General features: G+C 36.8%; 27 protein-coding genes, 1 tRNA gene and 1 pseudogene. 13 read left to right on the forward strand and 16 right to left on the reverse strand.

Going from position 1 to position 26,912, the window contains the following annotated elements:
* Nucleotides 1-21: 21 nt before the first annotated feature.
* The 3 genes from CBE70_RS03410 to osmB form a co-directional block, all read right to left on the reverse strand.
* Nucleotides 22-378 carry a DUF1283 family protein gene (locus CBE70_RS03410; RefSeq protein WP_100158205.1) on the reverse strand — a complete coding sequence of 119 codons (357 nt, stop codon included), beginning with the start codon at nucleotides 376-378 and terminating at the stop codon, nucleotides 22-24.
* Nucleotides 379-478: 100 nt separating this feature from the next.
* The gene (ydfG, locus tag CBE70_RS03415) at nucleotides 479-1,228 is read right to left on the reverse strand and encodes a bifunctional NADP-dependent 3-hydroxy acid dehydrogenase/3-hydroxypropionate dehydrogenase YdfG (RefSeq protein WP_100158206.1); all 750 of its coding nucleotides are present in this window, start codon (nucleotides 1,226-1,228) and stop codon (nucleotides 479-481) included.
* Between the two features lie 321 nt (nucleotides 1,229-1,549).
* A complete protein-coding gene (gene osmB / locus CBE70_RS03420) occupies nucleotides 1,550-1,771 on the reverse strand; it encodes an osmotically-inducible lipoprotein OsmB (RefSeq protein WP_006536908.1) in 222 nt (73 codons plus the stop codon).
* A gap of 230 nt (nucleotides 1,772-2,001) precedes the next feature.
* Here osmB and tehA point away from each other — a divergent pair, with 230 nt between their 5' ends.
* Entirely contained in the window at nucleotides 2,002-2,988 is a 987-nt protein-coding gene (gene tehA, locus CBE70_RS03425; protein WP_100158207.1) for a dicarboxylate transporter/tellurite-resistance protein TehA, read from the forward strand.
* A gap of 102 nt (nucleotides 2,989-3,090) precedes the next feature.
* Here tehA and CBE70_RS03430 read toward each other — a convergent pair whose 3' ends face one another.
* Nucleotides 3,091-3,384 (reverse strand): hypothetical protein, encoded by a 294-nt coding sequence (locus tag CBE70_RS03430; RefSeq protein WP_100158208.1) that lies wholly within the window; start codon nucleotides 3,382-3,384, stop codon nucleotides 3,091-3,093.
* 108 nt (nucleotides 3,385-3,492) lie between these two features.
* Here CBE70_RS03430 and CBE70_RS03435 point away from each other — a divergent pair, with 108 nt between their 5' ends.
* Nucleotides 3,493-3,795 (forward strand): hypothetical protein, encoded by a 303-nt coding sequence (locus CBE70_RS03435; RefSeq protein ID WP_100158209.1) that lies wholly within the window; start codon nucleotides 3,493-3,495, stop codon nucleotides 3,793-3,795.
* Between the two features lie 222 nt (nucleotides 3,796-4,017).
* On the opposite strand, the gene dhaT is transcribed toward CBE70_RS03435, so the two are convergent.
* Nucleotides 4,018-5,181 (reverse strand): 1,3-propanediol dehydrogenase, encoded by a 1,164-nt coding sequence (gene dhaT / locus CBE70_RS03440; protein WP_100158210.1) that lies wholly within the window; start codon nucleotides 5,179-5,181, stop codon nucleotides 4,018-4,020.
* Between the two features lie 260 nt (nucleotides 5,182-5,441).
* Between dhaT and CBE70_RS03445 the strand changes: the two genes are divergently transcribed.
* From CBE70_RS03445 to arsC, 3 genes are all read left to right on the forward strand, one after another.
* Nucleotides 5,442-5,777 carry a metalloregulator ArsR/SmtB family transcription factor gene (locus tag CBE70_RS03445; protein ID WP_100158211.1) on the forward strand — a complete coding sequence of 112 codons (336 nt, stop codon included), beginning with the start codon at nucleotides 5,442-5,444 and terminating at the stop codon, nucleotides 5,775-5,777.
* 72 nt (nucleotides 5,778-5,849) lie between these two features.
* Entirely contained in the window at nucleotides 5,850-7,139 is a 1,290-nt protein-coding gene (locus CBE70_RS03450; RefSeq protein ID WP_100158212.1) for an arsenic transporter, read from the forward strand.
* Nucleotides 7,140-7,149: 10 nt separating this feature from the next.
* On the forward strand, nucleotides 7,150-7,575 hold the full coding sequence (gene arsC / locus CBE70_RS03455) for a glutaredoxin-dependent arsenate reductase (protein WP_100158213.1): 426 nt from the start codon (nucleotides 7,150-7,152) through the stop codon (nucleotides 7,573-7,575).
* 163 nt (nucleotides 7,576-7,738) lie between these two features.
* Here arsC and CBE70_RS03460 read toward each other — a convergent pair.
* The 4 genes and pseudogenes from CBE70_RS03460 to add form a co-directional block, all read right to left on the reverse strand.
* Nucleotides 7,739-8,554, reverse strand: a pseudogene (locus CBE70_RS03460) (ribosomal protein uL16 3-hydroxylase); the annotation flags it as partial.
* 559 nt (nucleotides 8,555-9,113) lie between these two features.
* A complete protein-coding gene (locus CBE70_RS03465; protein ID WP_100158214.1) occupies nucleotides 9,114-9,815 on the reverse strand; it encodes an ArsR/SmtB family transcription factor in 702 nt (233 codons plus the stop codon).
* A 77-nt stretch (nucleotides 9,816-9,892) separates the two neighbouring features.
* Nucleotides 9,893-10,207: an antibiotic biosynthesis monooxygenase family protein gene (locus CBE70_RS03470; RefSeq protein WP_100158215.1), complete on the reverse strand. Its 315-nt coding sequence runs from the start codon at nucleotides 10,205-10,207 to the stop codon at nucleotides 9,893-9,895.
* A gap of 277 nt (nucleotides 10,208-10,484) precedes the next feature.
* Nucleotides 10,485-11,465 (reverse strand): adenosine deaminase, encoded by a 981-nt coding sequence (add, locus tag CBE70_RS03475; RefSeq protein ID WP_100158216.1) that lies wholly within the window; start codon nucleotides 11,463-11,465, stop codon nucleotides 10,485-10,487.
* A 135-nt stretch (nucleotides 11,466-11,600) separates the two neighbouring features.
* Here add and CBE70_RS03480 point away from each other — a divergent pair, with 135 nt between their 5' ends.
* Nucleotides 11,601-12,281: a Crp/Fnr family transcriptional regulator gene (locus tag CBE70_RS03480; protein WP_100158217.1), complete on the forward strand. Its 681-nt coding sequence runs from the start codon at nucleotides 11,601-11,603 to the stop codon at nucleotides 12,279-12,281.
* A gap of 167 nt (nucleotides 12,282-12,448) precedes the next feature.
* On the forward strand, nucleotides 12,449-12,739 hold the full coding sequence (locus CBE70_RS03485; RefSeq protein WP_100158218.1) for a VF530 family protein: 291 nt from the start codon (nucleotides 12,449-12,451) through the stop codon (nucleotides 12,737-12,739).
* A 28-nt stretch (nucleotides 12,740-12,767) separates the two neighbouring features.
* Here CBE70_RS03485 and CBE70_RS03490 read toward each other — a convergent pair whose 3' ends face one another.
* A complete protein-coding gene (locus CBE70_RS03490; protein WP_100158219.1) occupies nucleotides 12,768-13,934 on the reverse strand; it encodes a XylR family transcriptional regulator in 1,167 nt (388 codons plus the stop codon).
* Nucleotides 13,935-14,122: 188 nt separating this feature from the next.
* On the opposite strand from CBE70_RS03490, the gene CBE70_RS03495 reads away from it, so the two are divergent.
* The 4 genes from CBE70_RS03495 to xylB all read left to right on the forward strand — a co-directional run bounded on the left by CBE70_RS03495 (nucleotide 14,123) and on the right by xylB (nucleotide 19,627).
* Nucleotides 14,123-15,292, forward strand: a complete 1,170-nt coding sequence (locus CBE70_RS03495) for a MalY/PatB family protein (RefSeq protein WP_100158220.1) — start codon at nucleotides 14,123-14,125, stop codon at nucleotides 15,290-15,292.
* Between the two features lie 6 nt (nucleotides 15,293-15,298).
* On the forward strand, nucleotides 15,299-16,774 hold the full coding sequence (nhaC, locus tag CBE70_RS03500; protein ID WP_098942911.1) for a Na+/H+ antiporter NhaC: 1,476 nt from the start codon (nucleotides 15,299-15,301) through the stop codon (nucleotides 16,772-16,774).
* A gap of 10 nt (nucleotides 16,775-16,784) precedes the next feature.
* Nucleotides 16,785-18,101: a xylose isomerase gene (xylA, locus tag CBE70_RS03505; RefSeq protein ID WP_075672821.1), complete on the forward strand. Its 1,317-nt coding sequence runs from the start codon at nucleotides 16,785-16,787 to the stop codon at nucleotides 18,099-18,101.
* 71 nt (nucleotides 18,102-18,172) lie between these two features.
* The gene (xylB, locus tag CBE70_RS03510) at nucleotides 18,173-19,627 is read left to right on the forward strand and encodes a xylulokinase (RefSeq protein ID WP_100158221.1); all 1,455 of its coding nucleotides are present in this window, start codon (nucleotides 18,173-18,175) and stop codon (nucleotides 19,625-19,627) included.
* Between the two features lie 74 nt (nucleotides 19,628-19,701).
* Here the strand turns inward: xylB and CBE70_RS03515 are convergent, their stop codons facing one another.
* The 3 genes from CBE70_RS03515 to yegD form a co-directional block, all read right to left on the reverse strand.
* Complete coding sequence (locus CBE70_RS03515) at nucleotides 19,702-19,965, reverse strand: DUF3811 domain-containing protein (protein ID WP_100158222.1); 264 nt, start codon at nucleotides 19,963-19,965, stop codon at nucleotides 19,702-19,704.
* Nucleotides 19,966-20,136: 171 nt separating this feature from the next.
* On the reverse strand, nucleotides 20,137-21,162 hold the full coding sequence (locus CBE70_RS03520) for a threonine aldolase family protein (RefSeq protein WP_100158223.1): 1,026 nt from the start codon (nucleotides 21,160-21,162) through the stop codon (nucleotides 20,137-20,139).
* Nucleotides 21,163-21,302: 140 nt separating this feature from the next.
* Nucleotides 21,303-22,655, reverse strand: coding sequence for a molecular chaperone (gene yegD, locus CBE70_RS03525; RefSeq protein ID WP_100158224.1), 1,353 nt, complete (start codon nucleotides 22,653-22,655; stop codon nucleotides 21,303-21,305).
* A gap of 199 nt (nucleotides 22,656-22,854) precedes the next feature.
* On the opposite strand from yegD, the gene CBE70_RS03530 reads away from it, so the two are divergent.
* The gene (locus tag CBE70_RS03530) at nucleotides 22,855-23,331 is read left to right on the forward strand and encodes a hypothetical protein (RefSeq protein WP_100158225.1); all 477 of its coding nucleotides are present in this window, start codon (nucleotides 22,855-22,857) and stop codon (nucleotides 23,329-23,331) included.
* A 103-nt stretch (nucleotides 23,332-23,434) separates the two neighbouring features.
* Here CBE70_RS03530 and CBE70_RS03535 read toward each other — a convergent pair whose 3' ends face one another.
* From CBE70_RS03535 to CBE70_RS03545, 3 genes are all read right to left on the reverse strand, one after another.
* Nucleotides 23,435-23,848, reverse strand: coding sequence for a DUF6122 family protein (locus CBE70_RS03535; protein WP_100158226.1), 414 nt, complete (start codon nucleotides 23,846-23,848; stop codon nucleotides 23,435-23,437).
* Nucleotides 23,849-23,916: 68 nt separating this feature from the next.
* Nucleotides 23,917-26,229 (reverse strand): hypothetical protein, encoded by a 2,313-nt coding sequence (locus tag CBE70_RS03540; protein ID WP_100158227.1) that lies wholly within the window; start codon nucleotides 26,227-26,229, stop codon nucleotides 23,917-23,919.
* A gap of 84 nt (nucleotides 26,230-26,313) precedes the next feature.
* A tRNA-Arg gene (locus CBE70_RS03545) sits at nucleotides 26,314-26,385 on the reverse strand.
* Nucleotides 26,386-26,511: 126 nt separating this feature from the next.
* Here CBE70_RS03545 and CBE70_RS03550 point away from each other — a divergent pair.
* Nucleotides 26,512-26,901, forward strand: a complete 390-nt coding sequence (locus CBE70_RS03550) for an efflux RND transporter permease subunit (RefSeq protein WP_269800192.1) — start codon at nucleotides 26,512-26,514, stop codon at nucleotides 26,899-26,901.
* The last annotated feature ends 11 nt before the right edge of the window (nucleotides 26,902-26,912 follow it).

Consider the following 26,912-nt stretch of genomic DNA (forward strand, 5'->3'; position numbering starts at 1 on the left):
TCACTGTTTTACACTATTTTCTTACGGGTTAACAGGGCGACCAGTATTACTGTCTAAACAACGACGAGTTTCAGGCTCCCAATATGCATAGATATTCGCGCTTTTCAGACAAGCATCTCGCTCATCAATGGCTTTATCTACTTTATTAAATTCGATTTTTTCCCGCTGATTGACTTGGGTACGAAGCTCGCGCTTTTGATCCCAATCTTCTTTCATTTGTCGAGCTTGTTCTTTATCTAAGACATTGTCATAGCCATCGCCATTAATGGTTACATTAGTTGAAGCGGCAACAGAAGAAAAAGAAGACACTGATAAACCAAGAAATAAGGAGAACACCATGGTTCTGATGACTTGTTTCTTAGTTAGTGTGTTTATCATGGTTGCTATCCTCTAAAGTTATGTAGCTATTGCTCTCAATGACTATTATATCTTAATAATTATAGCTGATACCTTAATAAAAAATGCGTTTTCAGTGCGTTTAATTTTGACGATGAACACTTAACCCTGCAAATGACTGACTCACTGGCATCATTTCTAGGGTATTGATATTCACATGAGCAGGTAATGTTGCTGTCCAATATACCGCTTCTGCCACATCTTCAGGTGTTAACGCATTTGCATTAGCATAAGTTTGCTCAACTTTATCACTATCACCTTTAAAACGAACTAATGAAAACTCTGTACCACCAACAAGTCCTGGTTCAATATCGGTCACACGGACTTTTTTACCTTGGAGATCAGCTCGTAATCCTAAACTAAATTGCTTAACAAACGCTTTAGTCGCGCCATAAACGTTACCGCCCATATAAGGCCAAGAAGCCGCTGTTGAGCTGATATTAATAATATGACCTTTGTTTCTTTCAACCATAAAAGGAAGAATAGCGCGGGTGACATGAACCAGACCTTTATTATTTGTCTCGATCATCGTATCCCAGTCATCAAGGTTGGCTTTATCGGCGGTATTTAAACCTAGGGCTAATCCTGCATTATTGACTAACACATCAATTTCACGCCACTTTTCAGGTAATTGTGTGTAAATCTCACTGACTGTTTTTTTATCTGTAACATCTAACTGTAATGGATAAAATTGTTCACCTAGCTCTTTATGCAAGTTATTCAGTTTATCCAAACGACGAGCAGTACCAATAACCTTGTGTCCATGGCTGATAAAATGACGAGCAATGGCTTCACCAAAGCCAGCAGAAGCACCCGTGATAAAAATAATCATTTAATTACCCTCGATAGTTATAATAATTGAAAGTAAAAGGCTATCGCTAGAAAGAGTCAAGTTTAAAAAACGGCTTTGTGAAAAATCGAACTAAAAACAAGATCCTTTTCTTATATGAAAGATTTTTATCTTTAATAGTAACCTGTATTTTTGTTTTTAACTGACAGAAAAAGAGGAGGTTATTTCGTTGGTTTTTTTCGATTGATAGATAAACGATTTGTTTATGTCACACCAAAATAAATACAGATTATCTTAATGTAGCATGTTACTAGACTGAGCCAAAAAATATAAACTCAGTCTAGCAGAATAGGAAACGAACGGTTATTTTTTACCGACTTGATGACCAATAACGCCACCTAAGACACCGCCACCAATAGTACCCAATGCACTACCATCAGTTAAAATAGCGCCACCGATAGCACCTGCACCGGCTCCAATTGCTGTATTACGGTCGCGTTTTGTCATGCTAGAACAACCCGCAAGTGAAAAAAGCAGAACAGAAGCGACACACAGTGTTCCAATCTTTTTTAACGTGATATTCATTTTTATAAACTCCGATATAAAGGACAATATAAAAATAAACCTATCGTATTTATACTAGGATCGGAATATTCGGGAACGACGGGGAGAAAACTCTTAAAATGAGTGAATACTCATAACATACATTTTAAATGCATTTAATCAAAATAAATTTTATTATCTATATTATTATTTGATGTTGAAAAGAAAAGCATCAATGTAATTATGTCATTTATATGAGTTAATGTAACAATATGATATTGATAAATAAACTAAAAAAACTCTCTTCGCAATTTGCATCGGGCTATTTTGGTGTTGTATTAGGGATGATTGGTACAGGAATGGCATGGCGCTATGCAGCAAAAGAGCACAACTATCCATCTTATATCGGTGAAATATTTATTGGTGTAGGTTGCTTGGTATGGTTAACACTCACACTATTTTTAATCGGTAAATGGTTATTTCATCGACATGCTATTCTTGATGAAATTAAACATCCGGTTGCCAGTGGATTTACGAGTTTATTTCCTGCGACAACAGTCTTAGTATCGATAGGGCTAAGCCCATATTTCCCCTTATTTTCTCTGGTATTGTTTAGTATTGGCGCAATTGCTCAGCTAGGGTATTCCAGTTGGTTAATTGGTTATCAATGGAAGGGCGAATATCCTAAAATGGCGACGACACCCGTCTTATATTTACCCACAGTTGCGAATAATTTTATTTGTACTATGGCATGTGGTGCATTGGGTTTTAATGATCTGGGAGTTTTATTTTTTGGTGCCGGTGTATTTTCTTGGTTAAGTTTAGAACCCGCCATTTTAAAAAGAATACGCAGTGAAGGGCTAATGGATGAAAAATCACGACTATCATTTGGTATTCAATTAGCACCCGCTTTAGTTGCTTGTAGCGCTTATTTAGCTATCAATGATAATCATATTGATTTCTTCGCTAAAATGTTATTAGGCTATGGTCTTTTACAACTTCTATTTATGGTGAGATTAATTCCTTGGTTTGTTAAGCAGCCTTTTTCATTACCTTTTTGGAGTTTCTCTTTCGGTGTATCTGCGTTAGCAAAAGCCTCATTAAATATGAGTATGACATCTAATAGCCATTTTATGCAGTTACTCTCAACAGCACTATTTATCTTTGCTAATTTAATTATCTTACTACTGATTTGGCATTCATTATTATGGTTTTTTAGAGGACTAAAACAATTATGTTGCCCATCTAAAGCACTTTAATAACCATAGATAAACAGAGCTTAAACAAGATTATTTAGGCTCTGTTTATTTTAAGTCGAAAGATAATTCAATAAAATATTAAAATACTTTAATAGGCGAGAATTAAATTCTAATTGGCTTTCTACTTAAAATAGCCACCGTATTACCAATAAACATGGCTGAGTAATATAAAGGAACATAAATCAAACCTAGTGCAATCATCATAACACCAATTGATAGCATCAACGCCACAGTGCTATCTGGTGATGTTAACTCTAAAAGTCCTTTATCTAATCCTGTTAAAAATACTTTTTCTTGTAATTTTGCATATAGCCATGAACCACCAACAAGAACAGCACCAAACCAAAAGCTTAGCCAACATAACGCTGAAGTAAAAGACATCATATTATTTTTCACTATTTATTTTCCTTGTTAGATAAAGTACAACATGAGTTATGATATTTTTTATAAAGATAAGTTTTTAAATTATAGCAATAAGTGGCAATAGATATAGAGCTAATAACGATGAAAAGAAAATTAATTAAAAGAAATAAACGCTGGCTGATGAAGAAATATCATCTTTCACAACAATTATTTGCACCACTATCGGTTATTTTAAAAGATAATGAACTAAAATCACAAGTAAATCGATATTACCGCTTATGGCGACGTGGTTTAATCAAAGAAGATTGGTGTCATGCTATTTTTGATGTAGGTGTTGCGACAGTACCTCAACTGAGATTTGATGGACGGATTATTTATTACGAGAAAGTTTATAACAAAGAATTAGTACCATTAGAATACCAAGATCAATGGAAAGTATGTTGAAATCTATAAAGCTAATTAAAATCAGAATAAAGCTAAGTTATTATTAACTATTAATGAATTAGAAAAGTGTGAAGAGATAGGTTTTGTTCCTTAGATTGGAAAATATATCCCTAAAGGAGAAGAGCTTGTTGTTCATATTACTGTTTTTCTAATTAAGGACATTAAAAAAGCACTAATCCACATTGTAGTGAGTTAATGCTTTTTTGTGCTTCTTTTAAAGAATTAGAATGCTTGACGGAAAATTTCAATGATCTCTTTTTCATTACCTTTACGAGGATTAGAGAATGCATTACCGTCTTTAAGTGCCATTTCTGCCATATATGGGAAATCAGATTCTTTCACACCCAATTCGCCTAAATGTTGCGGAATACCAATATCCGCAGAGAGGCGAGCGATAGCTGCAATAGCACGTTCCGCAGCATCCATCACGGATAATCCAGTGACGTTTTCACCCATAAATTCAGCAATATCTGCAAATTTTTCTGGGTTAGCAATCAGGTTATAACGCAGTACGTGTGGTAACAGCACCGCATTAGCGACGCCATGCGGCATATCATATAAACCACCTAATTGGTGAGCCATTGCATGCACGTAACCAAGGTTAGCATTATTAAATGCCATTCCAGCTAAAAGTGAAGCATAAGCCATATTTTCACGGGCTTTCAGATTTGTTCCCAAAGCGACAGCTTGACGTAAGTTACGAGAAATTAAACGAATGGCTTGAATAGCTGAAGCATCAGTGACTGGATTCGCATCTTTAGAGATATAAGCTTCAACTGCGTGAGTTAATGCATCCATACCTGTTGCGGCGGTGAGTCCAGCGGGTTTGCCAGTCATTAACAGTGGATCATTAATAGAAACAGAAGGGAGGTTACGCCAGCTCACAATAACAAATTTAACTTTAGTTTTTGTATTAGTCAGAACACAGTGGCGAGTGACTTCACTTGCTGTACCGGCAGTGGTATTCACTGCAATAATAGGTGGAAGTGGATTTTTTAGTGTTTCAATACCTGCATAATCGTAAAGATCACCTTCATGAGTGGCTGCGATACCGATACCTTTACCACAGTCGTGTGGGCTACCGCCTCCCACTGTAATTATCATGTCGCATTGCTCTTTGCGGAACATTGCAAGACCTTCAAGCACATTAGTGTCTTTGGGGTTAGGTTCAGTACCATCAAATACGGCAACATCAATACCCGCTTCTTTTAGATAACTGATAGTTTTATCTACGGCACCATCTTTTATCGCTCGTAGACCTTTATCCGTTACCAGCAGGGCTTTTTTACCGCCCAATAATTTGCAACGTTCGCCAACAACAGAGATAGCACCTGGACCAAAAAAGTTAACATTCGGTACCAAGTAATCAAACATACGATAGCTCATGATAAACCTTCCAATATCAGATTATTATTCAGATAAATTAAAGTATTAGTGCATTCTCACCCCATTGGTTATTAAGTCAAGAGAGGTAGTTCATCAATAAGGTGAATCGATTCGCTTAACTTTGGTTCATTTGATATAAGTCAACGGAATATGCTCATAAGATGACGTGTGGTTAAGTAAAATAATCATTTTTAACACATACGGTTTGACAGATATGTATTCTGGGTGTACGTTAGGACTTATTCAAGAAAGGAGCAAATATGGAACCATTGCAATTATTTAAGGTATTAAGTGATCAAACAAGGCTAGATATTGTGTTGCTACTTAAAGCATCTGGCGAGTTGTGCGTTTGTGACATCTATACAGCTCTAAACTTATCCCAGCCGAAGACTTCTCGCCACCTAGCTATGTTGCGGGAAAGCGGACTATTGCTTGATTCTAAGCATGGAAAATGGGTTCATTATCGTTTGTCTCCCACATTATTACCGTGGGTGAAAAATATTATTGAAATCACTTACGCGACAGAGAAAAATAAAATAGCAGATTTGCTTCGAACTATTGAAAAGAAAGGGACAGTTAGTTGCTGTTCTGAATAAAATTTTTTAATTTAACATATACGAAAAAACAGATATAAAAATTAGAAGATGAGTCTTCTGAAAGAGGTTTTTATGTTTATTGCAGTATTAATATTTGTTCTGACAATCACTTTTGTTATTTGGCAGCCTAAAGGATTAGGGATCGGTTGGAGTGCAACAATTGGTGCATTAATCGCGCTATTACTAGGTGTTATTAATCTCCAAGATATTCCAGTAGTTTGGAATATTGTATGGAATGCAACTGCTACATTTGTCGCAGTTATTATCATTAGCCTTATTCTTGATGAAAGTGGCTTTTTTGAATGGGCTGCACTTCATGTTGCAAAATGGGGCGGTGGTAAAGGTCGTCTTTTATTTAGCTATATTATCCTGCTGGGTGCATCCGTTGCTGCACTATTTGCCAACGATGGTGCTGCACTTATTTTAACCCCCATTGTGATTGCAATGTTGCTCGCTCTTGGGTTTAGTAAAGGCACAACATTGGCTTTTGTTATGGCGGCAGGATTTATTGCAGATACCGCAAGCTTACCTTTAATTGTTTCCAATTTAGTCAATATCGTCTCTGCTGATTTCTTTAATATCGGATTTACGGAATATGCCTCAGTGATGGTTCCTGTTGATATTGCCGCTATTATCGCGACATTAATTATGTTGCATTGGTTTTTCCGCAAAGATATTCCTCAGCTATATGACACCTCTAAATTAGCGATGCCTGCGACAGTGATTAAAGATATAAAAACATTTAAAGCAGGTTGGTTGGTATTGTTTCTGTTATTGCTTGGTTTTTTTATACTGGAACCGTTGGGTATTCCAATTAGTGTCATTGCAGCTGTTGGTGCCGTAATTTTGTGGTTTGTCGCGGTACAAGGAAAAACGATTAATACTCGAAAAGTTTTACGAGGAGCACCTTGGCAAATCGTGATTTTCTCTCTTGGCATGTACCTTGTTGTTTATGGACTACGTAATGCAGGCTTGACTCAATATCTGTCAGAAATACTCAACACATTGGCAGAAAAAGGAATATGGGAAGCGACATTAGGAACTGGGTTTATTACCGCATTTTTATCTTCAATTATGAATAATATGCCAACTGTTCTTGTAGGTGCTTTATCTATTGAAGGCAGTAATGCAACGGGTTTAATCAAAGAAGCGATGATTTATGCCAATGTCATTGGTGCGGATCTTGGTCCAAAAATTACACCAATAGGAAGTTTAGCAACCTTATTGTGGCTACATGTATTGTCACAAAAAAATATGACCATTACATGGGGCTATTATTTTAAAACGGGCATTATTATGACCATTCCAGTGCTGACAGTAACATTAATTGCTTTAGTACTTAGACTTACTTTCATAAATTGATGGTGACATTATGAGTAATATTACAATTTATCATAATCCCAATTGTGGTACTTCTCGCAATACGCTTGAAATGATCCGAAATAGTGGAATAGAGCCTGAAATTATCCTTTATCTTGATGCGCCACCTTCTAAACCTATTTTAGATAAACTTATCACTGATATGGGAATTTCGGCTAGAGCACTATTACGAAAGAATGTTGAACCCTATAATAAATTAGAACTTGATCATATTAATACGACTGATGAGCAACTTATTGATTATATGCTGAAATATCCAATATTAATCAATAGACCTATTGTTGTCACACCATTAGGAACTCGGTTATGCCGTCCTTCAGAAGTCGTTTTAGATATTCTTCCAAAAGCACAGAAAGGCGTCTTTTCAAAAGAAGATGGGCAAAATGTTGTCGATGAAAAAGGAAATAGGCTGATATAAAAGAGTCTATTAACTATTTTTACGGTAATAGAAGCCTCGTTAAGACGAGGTTCTCTTGTTGCAATTAAGAAGCCAACACCACTAGACTTGAGAAAGAAGGAGGGCGGAAACGATAAAAAAAACACCCGCAAGCAGGTGTTTTATTATGCTCAGTAGATATCGCTTATTCTTCGAAGTACCAATATCCTTGATTGATAAATTCGGTTAATTCTGCAACAAAGGCTGGGTTCTTCAATGCTTCACCAAGTTGATCTGCTCCAACTTCTGTAAACTGGCACAATGCATCTGCTCCCTTCGTTTCTTTGGTAGCCCAAGCTTCTGTATTCACAAAGAAATTCTCTCCGATGCGTAGGACGCGCAGTCCGCTTAATCGGATTAGTTTTTCACCATCATTCAGCGCATTCAGTACTTCTTCTGGCTGATAAGGTGGTTCTGAAGGTGCAATATCTAACTCATGACGCGGTGTTGTTGCAAAACGGCCTAACCACTGTTCAAAATCACAGGGCTTGTTGATCATCTCAATCATCATGGCACGCAGGCTTTCAACTTCATGAGTTTCCATTATTCCTGCATTGTCGCGAATTGTCAGGTTTGGATCGCCATAATTGACTCCGCCCAGATCTTTTTCCAGTGCATAATCTGCAAAGCTGCTCAGTAAATCACGGCCATTTGGTCCACGAAAGCCGACAGAATAGTTCATGGTATCTTCGAAGGTGAAGCCATCGTGAGGGAATCCAGGCGGGATATATAAAATATCTCCCGGTGCCATTTCCACATCAATAATTGGCTCAAACGGATCAACATGTAGTAATGCGGGATGAGGGCAGAACTGGCGCATTGGCAGGGCATCACCCACACGCCAGCGACGACGACCCATTCCTTGAATGATAAAAACATCATAGTTATCAATATGTGGCCCGACACCACCTCCCGGTACTGAATAGGAGATCATCAGGTCATCAAGACGCCATTCAGGTAACTTTCCCGCTTCCAGGCAAACCACTGAAGATGATTAACATAACTTGTCCTTTAGATAATGATTAGCATAAAACTTGAGTTGTTATTCATGTCTTAGTTAAATGAATACGTTTTGACGTCCTTACTGCCGAAAAATATTTTTTTAACTTGATACTATTTAAAGATAGCTTTGTGAGCACATTTACGATAACGGCCAAAGTACCATATCAACGATGGAAGTTTGATATGGGAATGAAAAGGTATTTGAAAAGAGACAAAAAATCTATATCCAAGACCTAAAAAAAGCATTGGCGAATAAGTCTTAAGCTAAAAATCGGTCAACATAATCAACCAGCCAAAAACAGAGATTTCAGTGCCTATCCGTATTTAGATACTAAGGTTCGCATAATGTATATTATGTTAAATTGAGTTTAATATAGACACAGGATTTATGAACCTTATTAATACCCCACATAATGGCCAATTTCGTATCTTTTTCTTTCATCAGATTTTTATCGATAACACATTATTAGTGTTATCGATTTTTGGGTTTAATTAGGTTTACTAGATAAACCTTCACCTTACTTTTTCACATTAAAATATTGAGCAAACACTTTATATCCCTTTTCGCTAATGGTCACTTCTCTATATCCTTGATGTCGAGTTAACCACCCTTGTGACTCCCCGTAACTAAGAAAAGTCGCACCAATTTGCCCTCCTAAATGAAAACGGCGCTCACTCCAATCTAAACATGGACAACAAATATTACGTGAGCCTTTGGCTTGGAAATCAATACCCATATTTTTAAATCGCTCAAGACCTAGCGTTGTAATAGTATGACCATCTTCTGTTATCCATTTTTGCTGACAAAGTGAGTGATAAATATCAACAGCGACTTCACCCGCCAAATGATTGTAACAAGTGCGTGCTTTTCTTAAGTTTTTCGGGGTTGTTATTTTTGCTCGTGAAATATGGTCAGTTGAAAAGCTCATTAAATTTTCAATAACTTTTGCAATATCATCATTGGCTAATCGGAAGTAACGATATTTACCTTGCGCTATTACAGAAATAAGACCGCTATTGAGTAGTTTCGATAAGTGACTACTTGTCGTAGAAGCTGAAATATCTGCCACAATGCTAAGTTCAGTGGCTGTCCATGCCCTTCCATCCATTAAAGCACAAAGTATTTTCACTCTGGAAATATCAGATATCGCTGCACCAACAGCAGCTATTGCTGACTCTACTGTGTGCTGATGTTCCGATTTTATCTCTGATTTAGCCATTTGAAATTTAAGTCCTTTGATGACATGCCATTAATGGTGTAATCACGTTATTGTAGTAAGATCTCAAGTCTATTTAATTACAGACTTTCTGCATCAAATGAATATTCGCGAGTCAAAGAAACAATGCTAATTTTGTAAAAATCAAAAATAGATCCACGGCCTTCTTGTTGTGCGTTTTTATGTGAAATATTTTTCTTCCATTGTAAAACAGCCTCTTCATTTTCCCACCAAGAAAGTGACAATAACTTTTCTTCCGTTGATAAACTTTGAAAACGCTCTATTGAGATAAATCCCTCTATATCTTTTAATAATGGTCTTAAGTCAGCCGCTAAAGACAAATAGCGGCGCTGTTTCCCCGGTTTTATTTTCACTTCAAATATAACAGCAATCATCACATTCTCCTTTTTGTTTAGTGATAGAGAGTGTACCTATAAAAATAAATAACATTTCGATAAGAATTGAAATGAGAAATCTAAATAAATTTAGAAATTAAGTATGACTAAAAAGAAAATAATTCACTTTATAATGAAATCATAAAAAACCAAAACATAAGAGTTATTGTTTTATTTGATTGTTTTGCATACTTTGGTTTTTGGTAGAAAGAACACCTTAAAAATAAATGTGTTCTTTCTCATGATTATGATGTGTAAATCGCTATTTTACGTAAAATTAGCTGAGCTTATCCATTAGCTTTTCACGAACGTCATTAGAAATAAAACTGGCATTAAGAGCATCAATATTACATTGCTGAAAGTCTTTTTCGTGCCAACCAAAAATATCATGCAATAACTGATACTCTTTATTTAATGAAGTATTGGCAACCGTTCGTGCATCGGTATTAATATTTAATTTAACACCCTGCTTTTTTAGCTGATTAACTGGGTGTTGGTCTATTTGATCATATATATTGCAGATAATATTACAGCTTGGGCAAACCTCTAATAATATATTTTGAGACTTAAGCCTGTTAACTACTTCACTATCTTCAATACTTCTTACACCATGACCAATTCGAGTAACTTGCAGTTTATCCAATGTTTCAGTAACGCTTTCAGCGCCTTTCGCTTCCCCGGCATGAGCAATTAAATTACCACCTGCTTTTTTAACATAATCAAAAGCAGCAATATGATTATCTAAAGGAAAACGCGCTTCATCTGCGGCTAAATCAAGTGCAACCACGCCTTTATTAAGGTATTCCGCAACCAAATTGGCGGTTTGCTGACTCTCTAATGCACTAAAATGGCGTAATGTGCATAAAATCAATCCGGCTTTAATATCATATTTTTGAGATGCTTCATTCATTGCTGAAATAACAACTTCAACAACGTCTTTATCTGTTAAGCCTTGTTTTGTGTGTAATAACGGGGCAAAACGTATTTCAGCGTAAATAACATTGTCTGCTTTCAACTGATAAAACAGATCGTCAACAGCCAGTGTAATTGCTGATTTTGTCTGCAAAATATCAATTTGTGGTGTGACTTTACTTAAAAAATCGCCCAAATCAAAACAGGGTTTATGTGCAACAAATTGCTGATTAAACTCGTCAAAGCTTATGGTTGGATCTAGCTGTTTAATATAAAAATAGCTTAAACAGGTATCTAAATGCACATGAAGCTCAACTTTAGGTAATAAATTGGGATTAAATGTCATCAATATAGGCTCTAAATATTAGGAATATCATGATAGTAATAATTTCCACCAGCCTAAAAAAGGACATATGTCCTTTTTTGAAAAGTATGTTATTTTCGATAATAAATTGCTCATCATCGTGAAAGGAAAATAAAAGTGAAAATAGTTAATGATGAAAAAAAACGTAACGCTTTTATTTCAATGCACCAACTTGATGCCTACTTATCTGATGCATTGTTGTCTTCTATGCGATTAATGGAAGTGAAAACGGGGGAATATTTAATAACGCAAAATAGCCAAGCAACACATTTATACTGCTTAGTGGAAGGAAAATTACAGATTGAACGTTACGAAATAAACGGTGAGCATGTGGTTTTTTCTTTTGAACAAGCTTTTTGTGTGATTGGTGATTTAGAACTTTTTTCAGCCAAAGATGAAATGGTGTTTAGTACTGTACAAGCCTTAGTGCCTTCTTATTTATTAGCGTTACCGCTTTCCATTGTCAGACAAAAAGCATTACAAGATGCTAATTTCTTGACCTTTATTTGCCAGCAATTAAGCAAAAAACTTTATCAATCATCATTAAAACACTCTCAATCCCCCTATTCTTCAGAATTTAAATTGCGCCGATATTTATTTTTTAAAACTCAGCAAGAAGGACTCTCTTTTCAATTAGAAAAAAGAGACTCATTAGCGGCAATGCTTGGGATCTCAACCAGACAATTAAACCGCGCTTTAGCACATTTAGTGAGTATTAAAGCGATTACATTAAAGAGTAAATCGATAACGGTATTAGATTGCGAATGCTTATCTCATATTGATAATGTAAGCGGATAAACATAAATTAATTAAGTTTGTTTTAATAGAGAGCCTTTTACTTTTTTGAACTGTCAACACTAATTGGTTTACTCTTTATTCCGCTCCTTTTATTGATACTGCTATGACTTTCTTGTACTCTGCACCGCTTCTTACCTTTGAAATCATAAATCGTATTTGAGAAAATCATGACAGGACATATTTCTAAAGATCCGCTACATGGCGTCACTCTTGAAATGCAAGTAAATGCGCTGGTGGCAAAATATGGTTGGGCTAAATTAGGACAACTTATCAAAATTAATTGCTTTAAAAGTGATCCTAGCGTGAAATCAAGTTTAAAATTTTTGCGCAGAACCCCTTGGGCGCGCGCTGAAGTAGAAGCACTATATCTTGATTCTCTTGAAGCAGATATTGATGATGTGATTGAAGTTATCGATCACCCTGATTGCGATCCATGGGCGAATAGTAGAAAGAGATAGGTGTTTTTATTTCTGTTACCCTATTTTCTCACTCATCCCTAAACTCTTTCGGTGTCATACCAAATTCTTTTTTAAAGATAGAGTAAAAATATTGTAGTGATGGATAGCCACACATCACAGATATTTCTTGTATCGCCAATGTTGTTGTGGCTAATAAATTTTGAGCGCGTTTGAGTTTTTCTTCATAAATAACGGTATGAATTGTCTTGCCAATTTCTTTTTTAAATCGTTGTTCTAAATTAGAACGCGACATATTAACTGCATCTAAAACTTGCTCTGTTTTTATCCCTTTACAGGCATTGTAATAAATATAATGCATGGCTTGGACAACGGTGGGATCGTTAAATGAATGAAAATCGGTTGAGCGGCGTTCGACTATTTTAACGGGAGGCACTAATATTCTTTGCTGTTTCTCGGTTACATGCCCTTCCAACGTTTGATGTAATAGCTTTGCTGCTAAATATCCCATTTGTCGTGAGCCTTGCACAACAGAAGATAATGCAATGCGAGATAAATAACGCGTCATATCTTCATCATCAATCCCAATAATGCTGATCTCTTCAGGCACGTTAATATCTAAATTATCGCAAACTTGCAGTAAATGTCGTGCTCTTGCATCGGTAACAGCAATAATCCCAGTTTGTGGCGGTAAAGTTTGTATCCAATCTGATAAGCGGTTTTGTGCGTGTTGCCAATTTTCTTGAGTAATATCCATGCCGTTATAAACAATGCCTGGATATTTCTCGCTGGTGACTAATTGACGAAAGGCATGCTCTCGTTCATTAGACCAATGAGGATGCTCTTTTGCTGGTAAGCCATAAAAAGCAAAGTGTTTAAGCCCTTTTTGCTTTAAATGTAAAAAGGCTTGTTGAACTAATTCATAATTATCAGTGGCGATATAGGGAACGGGGGGATAATTTTCTTCTTGATGGTAAGAGCCACCGACGCCTATAACCGCTAATGGTGATTGGCTTAAATGCTGAGCAATAATCGGATCATCAAAATCAGCAATAATACCATCACAAACCCAATGATTTATATTATCAAGCCGAGTACGAAAATCCTCTTCAATAAATACATCCCAATGGCACTGTGATGCCTGAAGATATTCTCCAACACCCTCAACCACTTGTCGGTCATAGACTTTATTAGCGTTGAATAACAGCACAATACGAAAGTATTTATCTTTTTTCATTTTACTCTACCTAATTATCCAGCTACGCATTAAACCACAGCTTTAATTTTGCTAGAACTTGCTTTCATCGCTATGTGATTACTATCACACAAGCCAAATTTCGTAATAGCAAAGTAAAAAATAGGAATAACCAATGTTAATAACAACGAGTATTTTGTTTTTAAACACGGTTGCCGAGGAGATTTTTCATGTATCAGAACAACTTTAATAAATTAATTTCTAGGCAAAATACCTATAGCGCAAAATGGTGTAATAGTAACGCCAATGTTATCCCGTTATCTGTTGCAGATATGGAGATAGCTGCGCCTGATTTTATTATTAATAAACTTGCTGAATTTAATCTTAAAGGCATTTATGGCTATACCGACCTTAGCCATGATTGGAATAACGTTGCTGCAAATTGGTTTAAAACGCAATATCAGTGGGTTGTTAATCCTGAATCTATTGTTTTTTGTCCTCGTATTATTCAAGCTGTTTCACTTTATATTCAAAACTTCACACAAGTGGGCGATAAAGTAACAACACTATCTCCTGCTTATCATCCTATTAGCAATGCCGTTTGTGTCAATCAGCGTGAACTATTAGAAAGCCCGTTGATTTATCGTGATGGCTATTATGAAATTGATTTTGATGACTTGGAAAGTAAGTTTAAACAGTCTGTCTGCTTTATTTTGCTATCACCACATAATCCAACAGGAACGGTATGGCAACAAAGTGATTTATTAAAGATAGCGGAACTTGCACAAAAATATCAGGTTTTTATTATTTCTGATGATGTGCATGCAGATTTTGTTTTTGATGACGCAACTTATCATCCTATTTCATCAGTAAATACTTACGTAGAACAACACTCCTTTATTTGTACTTCTCCTGCTAAAACATTCAATTTAGCTGGCCTCGAAGTTGCCAATATAGTTATTGCCAATCCTGAATATCGTGAAAAATTCAAGCAATGCCTAATTGCCGCGGGTATTCATAATCCTGGTTATTTTTCAGTACCCGCTTTTTTACAAGCCTATACCTTACAAGGCGAACAATGGGTGGGTGAATTAAAAACGTACCTTGCTGATAACCGACGTTGGGTAAAAGAACAATGTGAACGCTATTTTCCTGATTGGGTTATTACACAAAGTCATGGCACCTACATGCTGTGGATTAATTACCAAAAAATGCAGTTAACCGAAGAACAACTAAAACATTGGTTTGTTTCATTAGCTGAAGTGGAAATGAGTTGGGGGCGCGGTTTTGGTGCGGTTGGGAATGGTTTTTTCCGCATGAATATCGCGACACCTCGTTCAATATTAGAAACCGTTTTCACTCGGCTTATTCGTACCTTACCTCACGCCAGTTTGGAATAAATTACAATGAAAACGCAAACGATAAACAGCCCGAGAACACCTACATTACTCGAATCACTCTTTCCGATATTCACCATGGTGGTGCTATTAGGTGGAGGCTACGCCGCTTTTGATTTACCACCAGAGCCTTTAATGGTGCTATCTACGGTTGTAGCTGCGCTATTAGTAAAACGATTAGGATATCGCTATGACGAGATCTTAACAGCAATATCACAAAAAATTGCTAAAACCATGCCAGCATTGCTGATTTTAATCAGTGTGGGCTTGTTAATAGGCACATGGATGATTGGTGGCACCATTCCATTGATGATCTACTATGGCTTAAAAATGATCAGCCCAGAAATGCTTTATGTCACGGCATTATTGGTTACATCATTAGTGTCGGTCTGTACGGGAACGTCATGGGGTTCAGCAGGAACCATCGGCGTTGCCTTTATGGGGGTTGCCGTTGGTATGGATGCAAACCTTGCAGCAACAGCAGGTGCCGTGGTTGCGGGTGCTTATTTTGGTGACAAATTATCACCCTTATCAGGTGATACTAACCTTGCTGCTATGGCAGCTAGAATCGACCTTTATCAACATATTTGGCACTTACTTTATACAACACTGCCTTCGCTGATTTTAACTGCGATTGTGATGACTGTTTATGGCATGAATGGCGATTTAGCAGGTCAAGGTGTGCCAGAAAAAGTGACATTAATTACAAATGGTCTTGAGAATGTTTATAACTTTAATCTGATCCTTCTCATTCCTGTATTAGTGATTTTATATGGTTCGGTAACGAAAAAACCGACTATTCCCGTGATGTTAGCTTCTGCCGCCATTGCGATGTTTAATGCTTATCTTATTCAAGGCTTTGGCTTACATGACATCGTAAAAAGTGCAGTTGATGGTTTTAATGTCTCGATGATCCAAGGGAAAGAAGTCCCTGAATTATTAGGTAACTTATTAAATCGTGGTGGCATGAACTCGATGATGAGCACCCTGCTTATCTGTTTCTGCGCCCTCTCTTTTGCCGGTACTTTATCGTTAAGTGGCGCATTAGAAGTGATTGTCCATGCATTGTTAAAAATGGTTCACTCAACAGGTTCAATGATCTTAGCCACAATTGCTTGCGGGCTAACCATGATTGGCGTGACCTGTAATGGACAAATCTCAATCCTTATTCCTATCGAAATGTTACGCGGTGCCTACATAGAACGAGGCTTACACCCTAAAAACCTAGCTCGTACTGTAGAAGACTCCGCCACTATCTTTGAACCCATTTTACCGTGGACAGCCGCAGGGGCTTATATGGCAGGTACGTTAGGTGTTGCAACCTTAAGTTACTTACCTTGGGCGGTATTGTGCTGGAGTGGCATCTTCTTTGCCATGCTGTGGGGTTTCACGGGCTTTGGCATTGCCAAATTAACACCAGAAGAGCAGGAAGAGATGACTGCTGAGCTTGAATCACATTCAGAATTACAACTTGATACTAAATAAGGACGGTTCCATGTCTTACTTTGATAAAATTGAACAAATTCAATATGAAGGCACAACAAGCGATAACCCATTAGCGTTTCGTTACTATAATCCTGATGAGATTATTTTAGGTAAGCGAATGGAAGATCACCTAAGATTTGCAGCTTGTTATTGGCATAACTTCTGCTGGAATGGTTCTGATATGTTCGGTATCGGTACTTTTGATAGACCGTGGCAAACTCCGGGTGAAGCCTTAGAACAAGCTAAACGTAAAGCCGATGTTGCCTTTGAGTTCTTTCATAAGCTCAATGTTCCTTTCTACTGCTTTCATGATGTTGATGTTATTTCTGAAGGTAATAACATCAATGAATATATCTCTAATATGGCGGCGATCACCGATGTATTAGCGAAAAAACAAGAAGAAACCAACGTTAAGCTGTTATGGGGAACTGCAAACTGCTTTACTAATCCTCGCTATGGCGCAGGTGCGGCAACTAATCCTGATCCTGACGTTTTTGCATGGGCAGCGACACAAGTTTGTGAAGCGATGAAAGCGACAAAAGCGCTGGGTGGCGAAAACTATGTATTATGGGGCGGACGCGAAGGTTATGAAACTCTGTTAAATACAGATTTACGCCAAGAAAGAGAGCAAATTGGCCGTTTTATGCAGATGGTTGTTGAACACAAACATAAAATTGGTTTCCAAGGCACATTACTGATTGAACCAAAACCACAAGAGCCGACAAAACATCAGTATGATTATGATACTGCGACGGTTTATGGCTTCTTAAAACAGTTCGGTCTTGAAAAAGAAGTCAAAGTAAACATTGAAGCCAACCACGCAACATTAGCAGGACATAGCTTCCACCATGAAATTGCGACTGCCATCGCGTTAGGTATTTTAGGCTCTGTTGATGCTAACCGTGGCGATCCACAATTAGGTTGGGATACAGACCAATTCCCAAATAGCGTAGAAGAAAATGCACTCGTGATGTATGAAATTCTTAAATCGGGTGGGTTTACAACAGGTGGTTTAAACTTTGATGCTAAAGTTCGTCGTCAAAGTAATGATAAATATGACCTTTTCTACGGGCATATCTCAGGAATGGACACAATGGCAATGGCATTACGCATTGCAGCAAGAATGATCCAAGATGGTGGTCTTGATAAATTTACGGCGCAGCGTTACTCAGGTTGGAGTGCGGAGTTTGGTCAAAATATCTTACAAGGTAAATTAAGCCTTGAAGAAGTGGCGAAATATGCGCAAAGCAATACCTTAGCACCACAGTTACAAAGTGGACGCCAAGAAATGCTAGAAAGTTTAGTGAATCGCTATATTTTTGGTTAATTGCATCAATGTAATAACACAGCGGGTTTTCCGCTGTGTTTATAATTAGAGACAGGTCATGAGGTAATTTCATGTATTTAGGGCTAGATTTAGGCACTTCAAGCGTTAAAGCGATCATCATGAATGAGCAAGGTGACGTTGTTGCCAGTCATTCCGTTTCTTTAGCTATATCACGCCCTCACCCTCAATGGTCAGAACAAGATCCACTGCAATGGTGGCAAGCTACGCAAGACGCTATTCTTCAGCTTGGGCGCAGTTACTCAATGGATCAAATCGAAGCAATTGGGTTAAGCGGACAGATGCATGGTGCTGTTTTACTTGATGCTCAACAAGCAGTGCTACGTCCTGCCATCTTATGGAACGACGGTCGTAGTTTTAAACAGTGCCAAATGCTTGAGGCGCAATATCCTCAGTTTAAAAAAATCACGGGTAACTTAGTTATGCCCGGCTTTACTGCGCCAAAACTACAATGGGTTGCTGAACATGAGCCGGAAATTTTTCAACGCATTGCACATGTTTTATTACCTAAAGATTTTTTACGTTGGAAAATGAGCGGTAATTTCGCCAGTGATATGTCAGATTCAGCCGGTACGCTTTGGTTAGATATGCAAAAGCGAGATTGGAGTGATGAGCTTTTAAATGCGACAGGATTAACGCGTCGTCAAATGCCTACATTGTTTGAAGGTAATCAAATAACGGGCTATCTATTGGCTGATATCGCTAAAAAATGGCAGATGAAACAAGTTCCTATTATTGCTGGTGGTGGCGATAATGCAGCGGGTGCAATTGGTGTTGGTGTTTATCAACCCGGTCAAGCAATGCTCTCTTTAGGTACTTCAGGTGTTTATTTTGTTGTTAGCGAAAAGTTTCTCCAAAATAGTGATAATGCAGTACACAGTTTTTGTCATGCATTACCGAATACTTGGCATTTAATGTCTGTGATGTTAAGTGCAGCATCATGCCTTGATTGGGTGTGTCAATTAACAGGAATTGAGAGTGTAAGTGCGATGTTTGAAGAAGTTGAACACGCTACTTTTGCTGATAGCCCTCTACTTTTTTTACCTTATCTTTCAGGTGAACGGACGCCTTATAACAACCCTAATGCGAAAGGTATCTTTTGGGGATTAACTCATGAGCATCAACGGGCTGATTTATGCCAAGCAGTTCTCGAAGGAGTGAGTTTTGCGTTACGACAAGGGATTGAAGTTGCTGAAAATGCAGGTCAATTAGCTGATAATATTACATTAATTGGTGGTGGTGCCAGAAGCGAATATTGGCGACAACTTCTTGCAGATATTACAGGAAAAACCCTCGATTATCGTCAAGGCGGTGATGTCGGCCCTGCTCTTGGTGCGGCAAGACTTGCACAATTAGCGGTAAACCCTGCTCATTCATCACACATTGTTCTTTCTCAACCTAAGCTTGAAAAACGCCATACACCAAATTTAGAAAAACATAAAACATACGAAAAAAAATATCATGCTTTTAAAAAGTTATATTCATTAATAGAGACGATGGAAATATAACAATATTGCGTCAATATCAGGGTAAATTAATAGCGCTAATTTTTATTGATAAAGTTAGCGCTATTTTGTCAATATTAACGATATCCCCGAGTATGGTTTTTGGCTGACCAACTATAAGTTTCATCACTAGGGGCTAGTTTTTGCTTCTTCTTGAGGGCTTGTGCTTTTTTGGCGGCTTTTTCAACTTCGAGGGAGATTTCGGTAATAATGGAGTCTTTGACTTTGTTCATTTCAGCATTGGTTAATTCACGCCCTAATTTCTTTCTCTCTTGACCTATTCTGGTTTTTACTCGCATTTGTTGGGCATCTGTCATCTCTTGGAGTGTCAATTTCTTCATTCTTTTACCCTACCTATGTTGAGAGAGGAAGTATTAATATAACATTATTAATGCGACGCTCCATCATTATGTTTAGATTTAAGGTAATTAAATTCTGATTATATCGATAATGCATTACACACTTAATAAGAGTGTAATGCATAAAAATAAAAGATAAATGTAGACTGAAATTTAAACTAATTGAAGAAATGCTGTTTTAAATCCATCAATATCTTGCTGTGTTGTTGCCCAAGAAGTACAAAGACGTAAACAACTCAAATTAGGATCTTCAAGTAAAACACGATGAAAAACAAACTGCTGAGTTAATTTTTCTGCAATCATGTTTGGCAAAATAACAAAAACTTGGTTAGATTCTGGTGGCGCTAAAAACTCAAAACCTTGCGCAGTAAAAAACTCAGTTAATTGAAATGCCATTTCATTAAGGTGTTTGCCTAATTTAAAATAGAGATCATCTTTAAATAAAGCTTCAAATTGCGCGCCTAATAACCAACCTTTTGCTTGTAATCCACCCTTTTGCTTTAGGCTAAAACGAAAATCAGATTTTAATGCTGGATGACAAATTACGAGCATTTCAGCTGACATTGCACCGATTTTAGTGCCTCCAATATAAAAAGCATCGGTTAAGCTGGCGATATCTTCGATAGTCAGATCACTTTGTGCAGACATTAATCCTGCTGCTAAACGAGCACCATCAAGGTATAACCACAAATTATGCTGGTTACAGAAGTTACGTAACGCTTGTAACTCCGCTTTACGATAAACTGTACCAATTTCTGTGGCATTCGTTATATAAACAAGCTTAGGTTGAACCCAATGTTCATCATTATGCTCAGCAAGAATAGGTTTTAACAATGCAGGGGTTAATTTGCCATCAGCGGAAAATGTTGTAATAACTTTATGTCCTGTTGCTTCAATAGCGCCTGTTTCATGTGTAGCAATATGCCCTGTACTGACAGAAATAACAGCTTGGTGTGGACGTAAAAAATGAGAGATAGCGGTTAAATTAGTAATGGTGCCACCATTAAAAAAGTGAATATCCGCATCGGATTGTTGAATACGCTGTTTTATTGATTGAGCAGCTTGATGACAAAGTTTATCCATACCATATCCATCATAGCGTTGCCCCACTGTATCAGTGATTGCCTTCATGACCGCAGGATGTGCAATTTCATTATAATCATTTTGGAAGCGGTACATGTGTTCTCCTGTCGAATGTTGTGTTTTTATCGTGTTTTATAAAGAAAAACGCTCTACATCTAACCAATACAATGATTGAATGTAAAGCGCTTTAATATATTGAAAAAGTCAGTTATTTAAAACCGATTATTTGATACTCATTATTTAAAGCAAACCTCGCCCCAACGCGCTAATCCTGCGGTAACCGACCCAAAATCATTACCTTTAACAATCGGAATATTAGGTAATTGCTGTTCAATGGCTTGACATAAAATAGGCGAGCGTGCAGAGCCTCCCGTCATAAAGACAGCGTCGGGTTTTATGCCTCCTTGCTGAACCGCATCATTAACTAATTCAATCATTTTGCTTTTTGGTGATTCAATAGATTCAACCATCTGTTCACGTTCAATCGTTAATTCTAAGGTTTCACTTAATAACGCGATATTAGCAATATATTCAGGAGAATCTGATAAGGCAATTTTAGCTTCTTCTGCACGTCGAACAATGCTGTAACCTAATGTTTCATTATAGACTTCAATAAGGCGCGTTATTTTTTCAGGCTCTTTTGCATCTCGTCTTAGCTGATTTAATACAGCAAGGTTTTGACGAGAATAAAACTCTTTCTGAGCTTCTACATTATTAATCGCAATAGGATCCCAGAACTGTTTCAGTGGTAGTTTAATACCTGAAGATGTTAATCCTGTCATACCAAATAATGGCATAAGCTGTTTAAAAGCAAGGTAAATATCAAGATCATTACCGCCAACACGTTGCCCACTATGGGCAAGTAATGAGTTTGAACGGTCAGTTTTGCCTTGGTAACTTGGGCCCATTTGAATTAATGAACAGTCTGTTGTACCACCACCAATATCAACCACTAACACTGTTTGGTCTTTATTTAATGTAGATTCATATTCAAGCCCCGCAGCCACAGGTTCAAATTCAAACATAATATTCTTAAAGCCAGCTCTTTTAGCTGCACGGATAAGAATACTTTCAGCTTGTCTATTTGAAGCATCACCACCCAACCCATTAAAGTTAATAGGTTTGCCAATAACGGTATCTGTTATCGCTTCTTGTGTGCTTTTTTCTGCTTGGTGCTTAATATTTGCCATCATGGCGCAAACTAAATCTTCAAAGAAGCTAATTTGTATATCATGTAGGCCTGAAGCACCTAAAAAGGATTTAGGTGATTTAACGTAATAGACATCACGAGGATCACGTAAGTATAAACTTAGTGCAGATTGTCCGAAAAGAATATCTTCAGGAACTAATTCAATATCTTCTTCTCGATTAAACGCAATCGACTTTCTTAGTAATTGTTCGCCAACTTCACTGGAAGGTTTAATATTTAAATGGCGAAATAAGTGCTCAGAAACAGATTCACGGGTTGGCGCACAAAGGGTTGATGGAATATACACATCATTACCTTCTAAAGGCAAAAGAGTGGGTTTTCCCTCTTTCATAATTGCAACAGAACAATTCGATGTTCCGTAGTCAAAGCCAATAAACATTCAGCCTCCCCAATAGACTTCATTAAAAAAGACTGAGCACTCTACATCAAGCTTTTTGCAATTACCACCAGATTATGAGACTTAAAAGAGAGAAAACAAGTGAAGTCATGCAGCACATTAGTGGCTTATAATACCTGAAATGATATTAAGAATGGCTGTAAAACAATCTAAAGGATTATCTCGGGAAAGAGTAATAAATATGAATATAATTCATTTATGTATAGTAGGAATTTCAGGCTATGAAGGGCCTAATTTTATTTTAGGTGCTTTTGACAATGAAGATGCGGCTGAAAAAGCAAGAGTGGCATTTATTAAAAATAATCAAAGCGAAGACAATCAAGTTGAAGTACTCGCTGAAAAAGACCGATGGATAGAAGTCGAAGATGTGAAATTAGACCGTTTTAGCTGTAATATCCCCCTTTCAGATTTTTATTACATAGTTTCACGTTTTAGTGAAGGTTTTGGGCAGATCTATCGTGATATTGAAGCAATTTTTGATAATTATGAAAATGCGCTCACTAAATTAGAACAACTCGAAAAAGAGTATGATGAATCTGATGCCTCTTTCCCTGAATATTTTGCGATTGAAAAACTACAAGCAAATCAAATTAATACTAAAACCGTAACGCAGTGGTTAGCAGATGACTTTTTCGGCGATGATAACCGTTTATTGTGATGATTTTCTTTCGATGTTGCGTTGGTAGTCACTATTTACGCCGAATTGTTCTCTATAAGAAATCAACAAATAACATCATTTGCAAGGAAGTCTAAATCTCCTACTATTTTAGGATAATAAAATCATTATTTAGAGCAGATATAAAATAATCTTTATCACAACTCATCGTTATTGTTAAATTTGGCTTTAATCCACCTAAATAGCAGTCAACCGAGTCAGTAAATAAATGAAATAAACACCCTACTGCAATGGCTTTTAATTTCCATGAGGGTAAAAACCATATACCTAAGTAAACTAAGGCAGCCCAAACAGTATGTAGTGGGTGAAAACCCACGCTGCAACGGTTGGGATCAAAAATAGGTGTTGCTAACAAATGGTCAATATCAATAGCCATTGTTCCTATCATAAGCAATGAGGCTATCTTCCAATTCTTACGCCAGAAAAGATAGCCTAATAAAATAGGAGCTAAAAAGTGCAAGCTGTAATGTAAAAGTGTTCTAAAAATTTCAAATATCACATAAGCCTCGTAACAGTACCTATTTTTAACAGTGTATTTTAAACAAATAACGCCCTGATTATTGGGTATTATTCAAGAATTTCTTCACCGTTAGCTTTTAAAATAGTCTTCATCATCCAATGTTTTTTAGACCAACCATAAAAAATAAGATGTGATGCTTTATCATCATAATTATAATTATTTGGTGTATTTATTACGCTTATTAGCCCATTCCAAATTGGCATAAATAATGTTTTGAAATATTGAGATTGGGTATCAATATAATTCTCTGCCCATAAAACAAATTGTTGCAGTTCTTCTTGGGATAAATAAGAGAGGTAAAAAACACATTGTCGCCATGCATAAGCCGCATTTTTTATTGTGATTAATGATGCGTGATAACCACGATAAGGAGCCTGTAAATAACGATTGATGACTTGCAGGCATTGTTTACACATATCAAGCAAAAATGGCTTTAATTTGTCAGCAAGACCAAGGGTATTAAAAATAGTACTAAGGTTATGGGTTGTTAATATGTAGGATTGCTCAAGTAATTCCCCATTTATCGCAGGAGAATAAGAGACAAATTTTTCATTTGTTCTATCTTCACACCATTTTAAAATCACACGAGATGTTGCATAAGGATCGCTTCCTTGTGTGTTTGCAGACGATAAAGCAGTGCGTAATTCATGCTTTAATAGTAAATAATCAACACCATAATATTGTGAATACAGGCTGTAAGGTAACACTGAATCAGCGTTTTTTATCAATATATTAGCGATTTTCTTACTAAACATTCCCATAAAAATGTCTGTTGCAAGTTCTTCACTCCATTTAATACTTGGATCTATTTCAGATGTCAGTGAATTCAATTCTTGTAATAAAGGGTTAGGTAGCTGCGTATGTGGAAAATAACGAAAGTTTAATAATAAAAACTCATTTAATACTTCCGTGAAGATAGTTTTGTTGGAAATTTGTTTTGTACGAAACTTATCAATAATCGCAACCCACGGTAGCTCTTCTAATTGCACTTGATGTTGTAAATCTAATAGCAATAAAGAACGACGCTGTTTAAATGCTCTATAGTTTTTTTCGTAAAGATGGCGTAATGGAATATCTAATAGACTATTGGCACGTAAACCCGCTGTAATTTGAGGAATAATACTGCTTAAAGCCTCTGAAGATGTGATTAATTTTCGCTCGATAAGTTGGCTTGCTGTAGTATTAAAACTACGCATTGTTTTATACGTAATGATATGTGGAATAGGATAATCTTGCGTTAAATTAAATTTGCTTGCTTCACTTTCAGAAATAGCTTTTGTGGCAATTTCTTTATCATCAAAACCATTATTAATATCTAAACTATCAAGTCGGTTTAAAATGACTCGACTTAATGTGTAATGTAATGGTGCTTGCACATCATCTTGCTTTGTTTTTTGTTTTCTATCGCTTTTTTCCGAATTTGGCACACCATACTTCTCAATATGACGTTGTAATAAAACACGAATATGTTGTGCCTGATGAAGATCTAACTCATTCCTTTCAAGAGATAATTGCTCAATAGCGATACGTAATTTTGCAAAATCGCCTTTATTTTTTACAGGTTTATTGCAGAGGAAATATTGTTTACGTAATTTGGAATACTCAGCAATAAGATCTTTTGCCGATTGTCTCCATAACGATGTAATTGTACTACTTGATGACTTATCAACAATATCTGAAAGCAACACCACCATTTTCACTTTAAAAGGATGCCAAATAGTGACGGCTTCTTTTTGTGCTAATACGCGTTTATTTGGTTTTATTCTTTTAAGATCGTAAATTGTCATATCGAGATCTTGCACTCTTACTGTACTGCCTGAAATGACAGGTTGTTCGACAATGCGAGGGTAAAATCTTAATGTTGAAAACCAAGGCGAAATAATATCAAGTAAGTCTCTTGCGTAAGCTTGAGCTTTATTTCTGATCAGCCATGCAACAGTGAGTAAAACACTCTCTTCAGGAACCGTAATAAGATAGTTTTCATTATCTAAACATTTATTAAGAACATTCATTCCTTCATCAGTTAAATAGTAGCTATTTAACGCTAATCGCTGATTTTCAGGCGAGGTTTTTATTTGCAGTTTATCTAATAAATATTGCTCTTCAGGTGTTGTTTCTCCACCTGCTAACCAATTACCGGTGGCGAATCCACCTTTTATAACTTCAAGGGTGATCCATGCAGGTGTATTTTCGAATGGTGTTCGGTTGCCATAATTGGCTTGCCCTTGCAGTATCTGGTGTAAGACAGCTTCCCATTGTTGAACTTTATGGTTATTTATCTCGGGTTGGCTTAACACTTTAGCCAATTGTGATTGTGCATAAGAAAGTCCAACGGGTAATAGGTTTTGTTTATCAGCCATGATATTCACCAAATAAAGAGAGGTATTCGAGATGGTTTTTGATTGCTTTGAAAGGAATCAAACAATAGAAATTATTAATGAGGGATCCAGAAGCAGGAGTTGAACCTGCGCCCTTTCGGTCCGAAGCCAAATGCTCTACCACTGAGCTATTCTGGAATACGTTGTGATTATAAGTGATAAACAAAAAATATCATCTAAATTGTATTCACGATGATTAAAAAAGTGAAAAATACGCACCTAAATAAAACAATATGATATTAGAATTTCATTAACAGACAAACTGTGATTATTGGCATTCTTATACTTATGGGCATTGTGACTAAAAACTCAATATTGTTAGTTGAATTTATTCTTGAAAAAGAACGTGCTGGGTTAAGTCTTGAAAAAGCAATTTTAGAGGCGGGTCAAGAGCGTGTTAGACCGATTATTATGACCACTTTTGCAATGATTGCAGGAATGATCCCTCTTGTTTTAACGACGGGTGCTGATGCGGGTTTTAGAGGACCAATGGCTATTGCGGTTATTGGCGGGCTAATTAGCTCAACACTATTAAGCTTATTATTTGTACCTGTTATTTACACCTTTATGGACGATTTTAAGCACAAATTATTGCCTCTATTAGCCAAATTAACATCAGTGACACAGGAAGATAGAAATATTAAACAGTGGTAAAATGCCATTGT

Origin of the sequence: Proteus columbae (assembly GCF_002777965.1) — a bacterium.
Lineage (GTDB): Bacteria > Pseudomonadota > Gammaproteobacteria > Enterobacterales > Enterobacteriaceae > Proteus > Proteus columbae.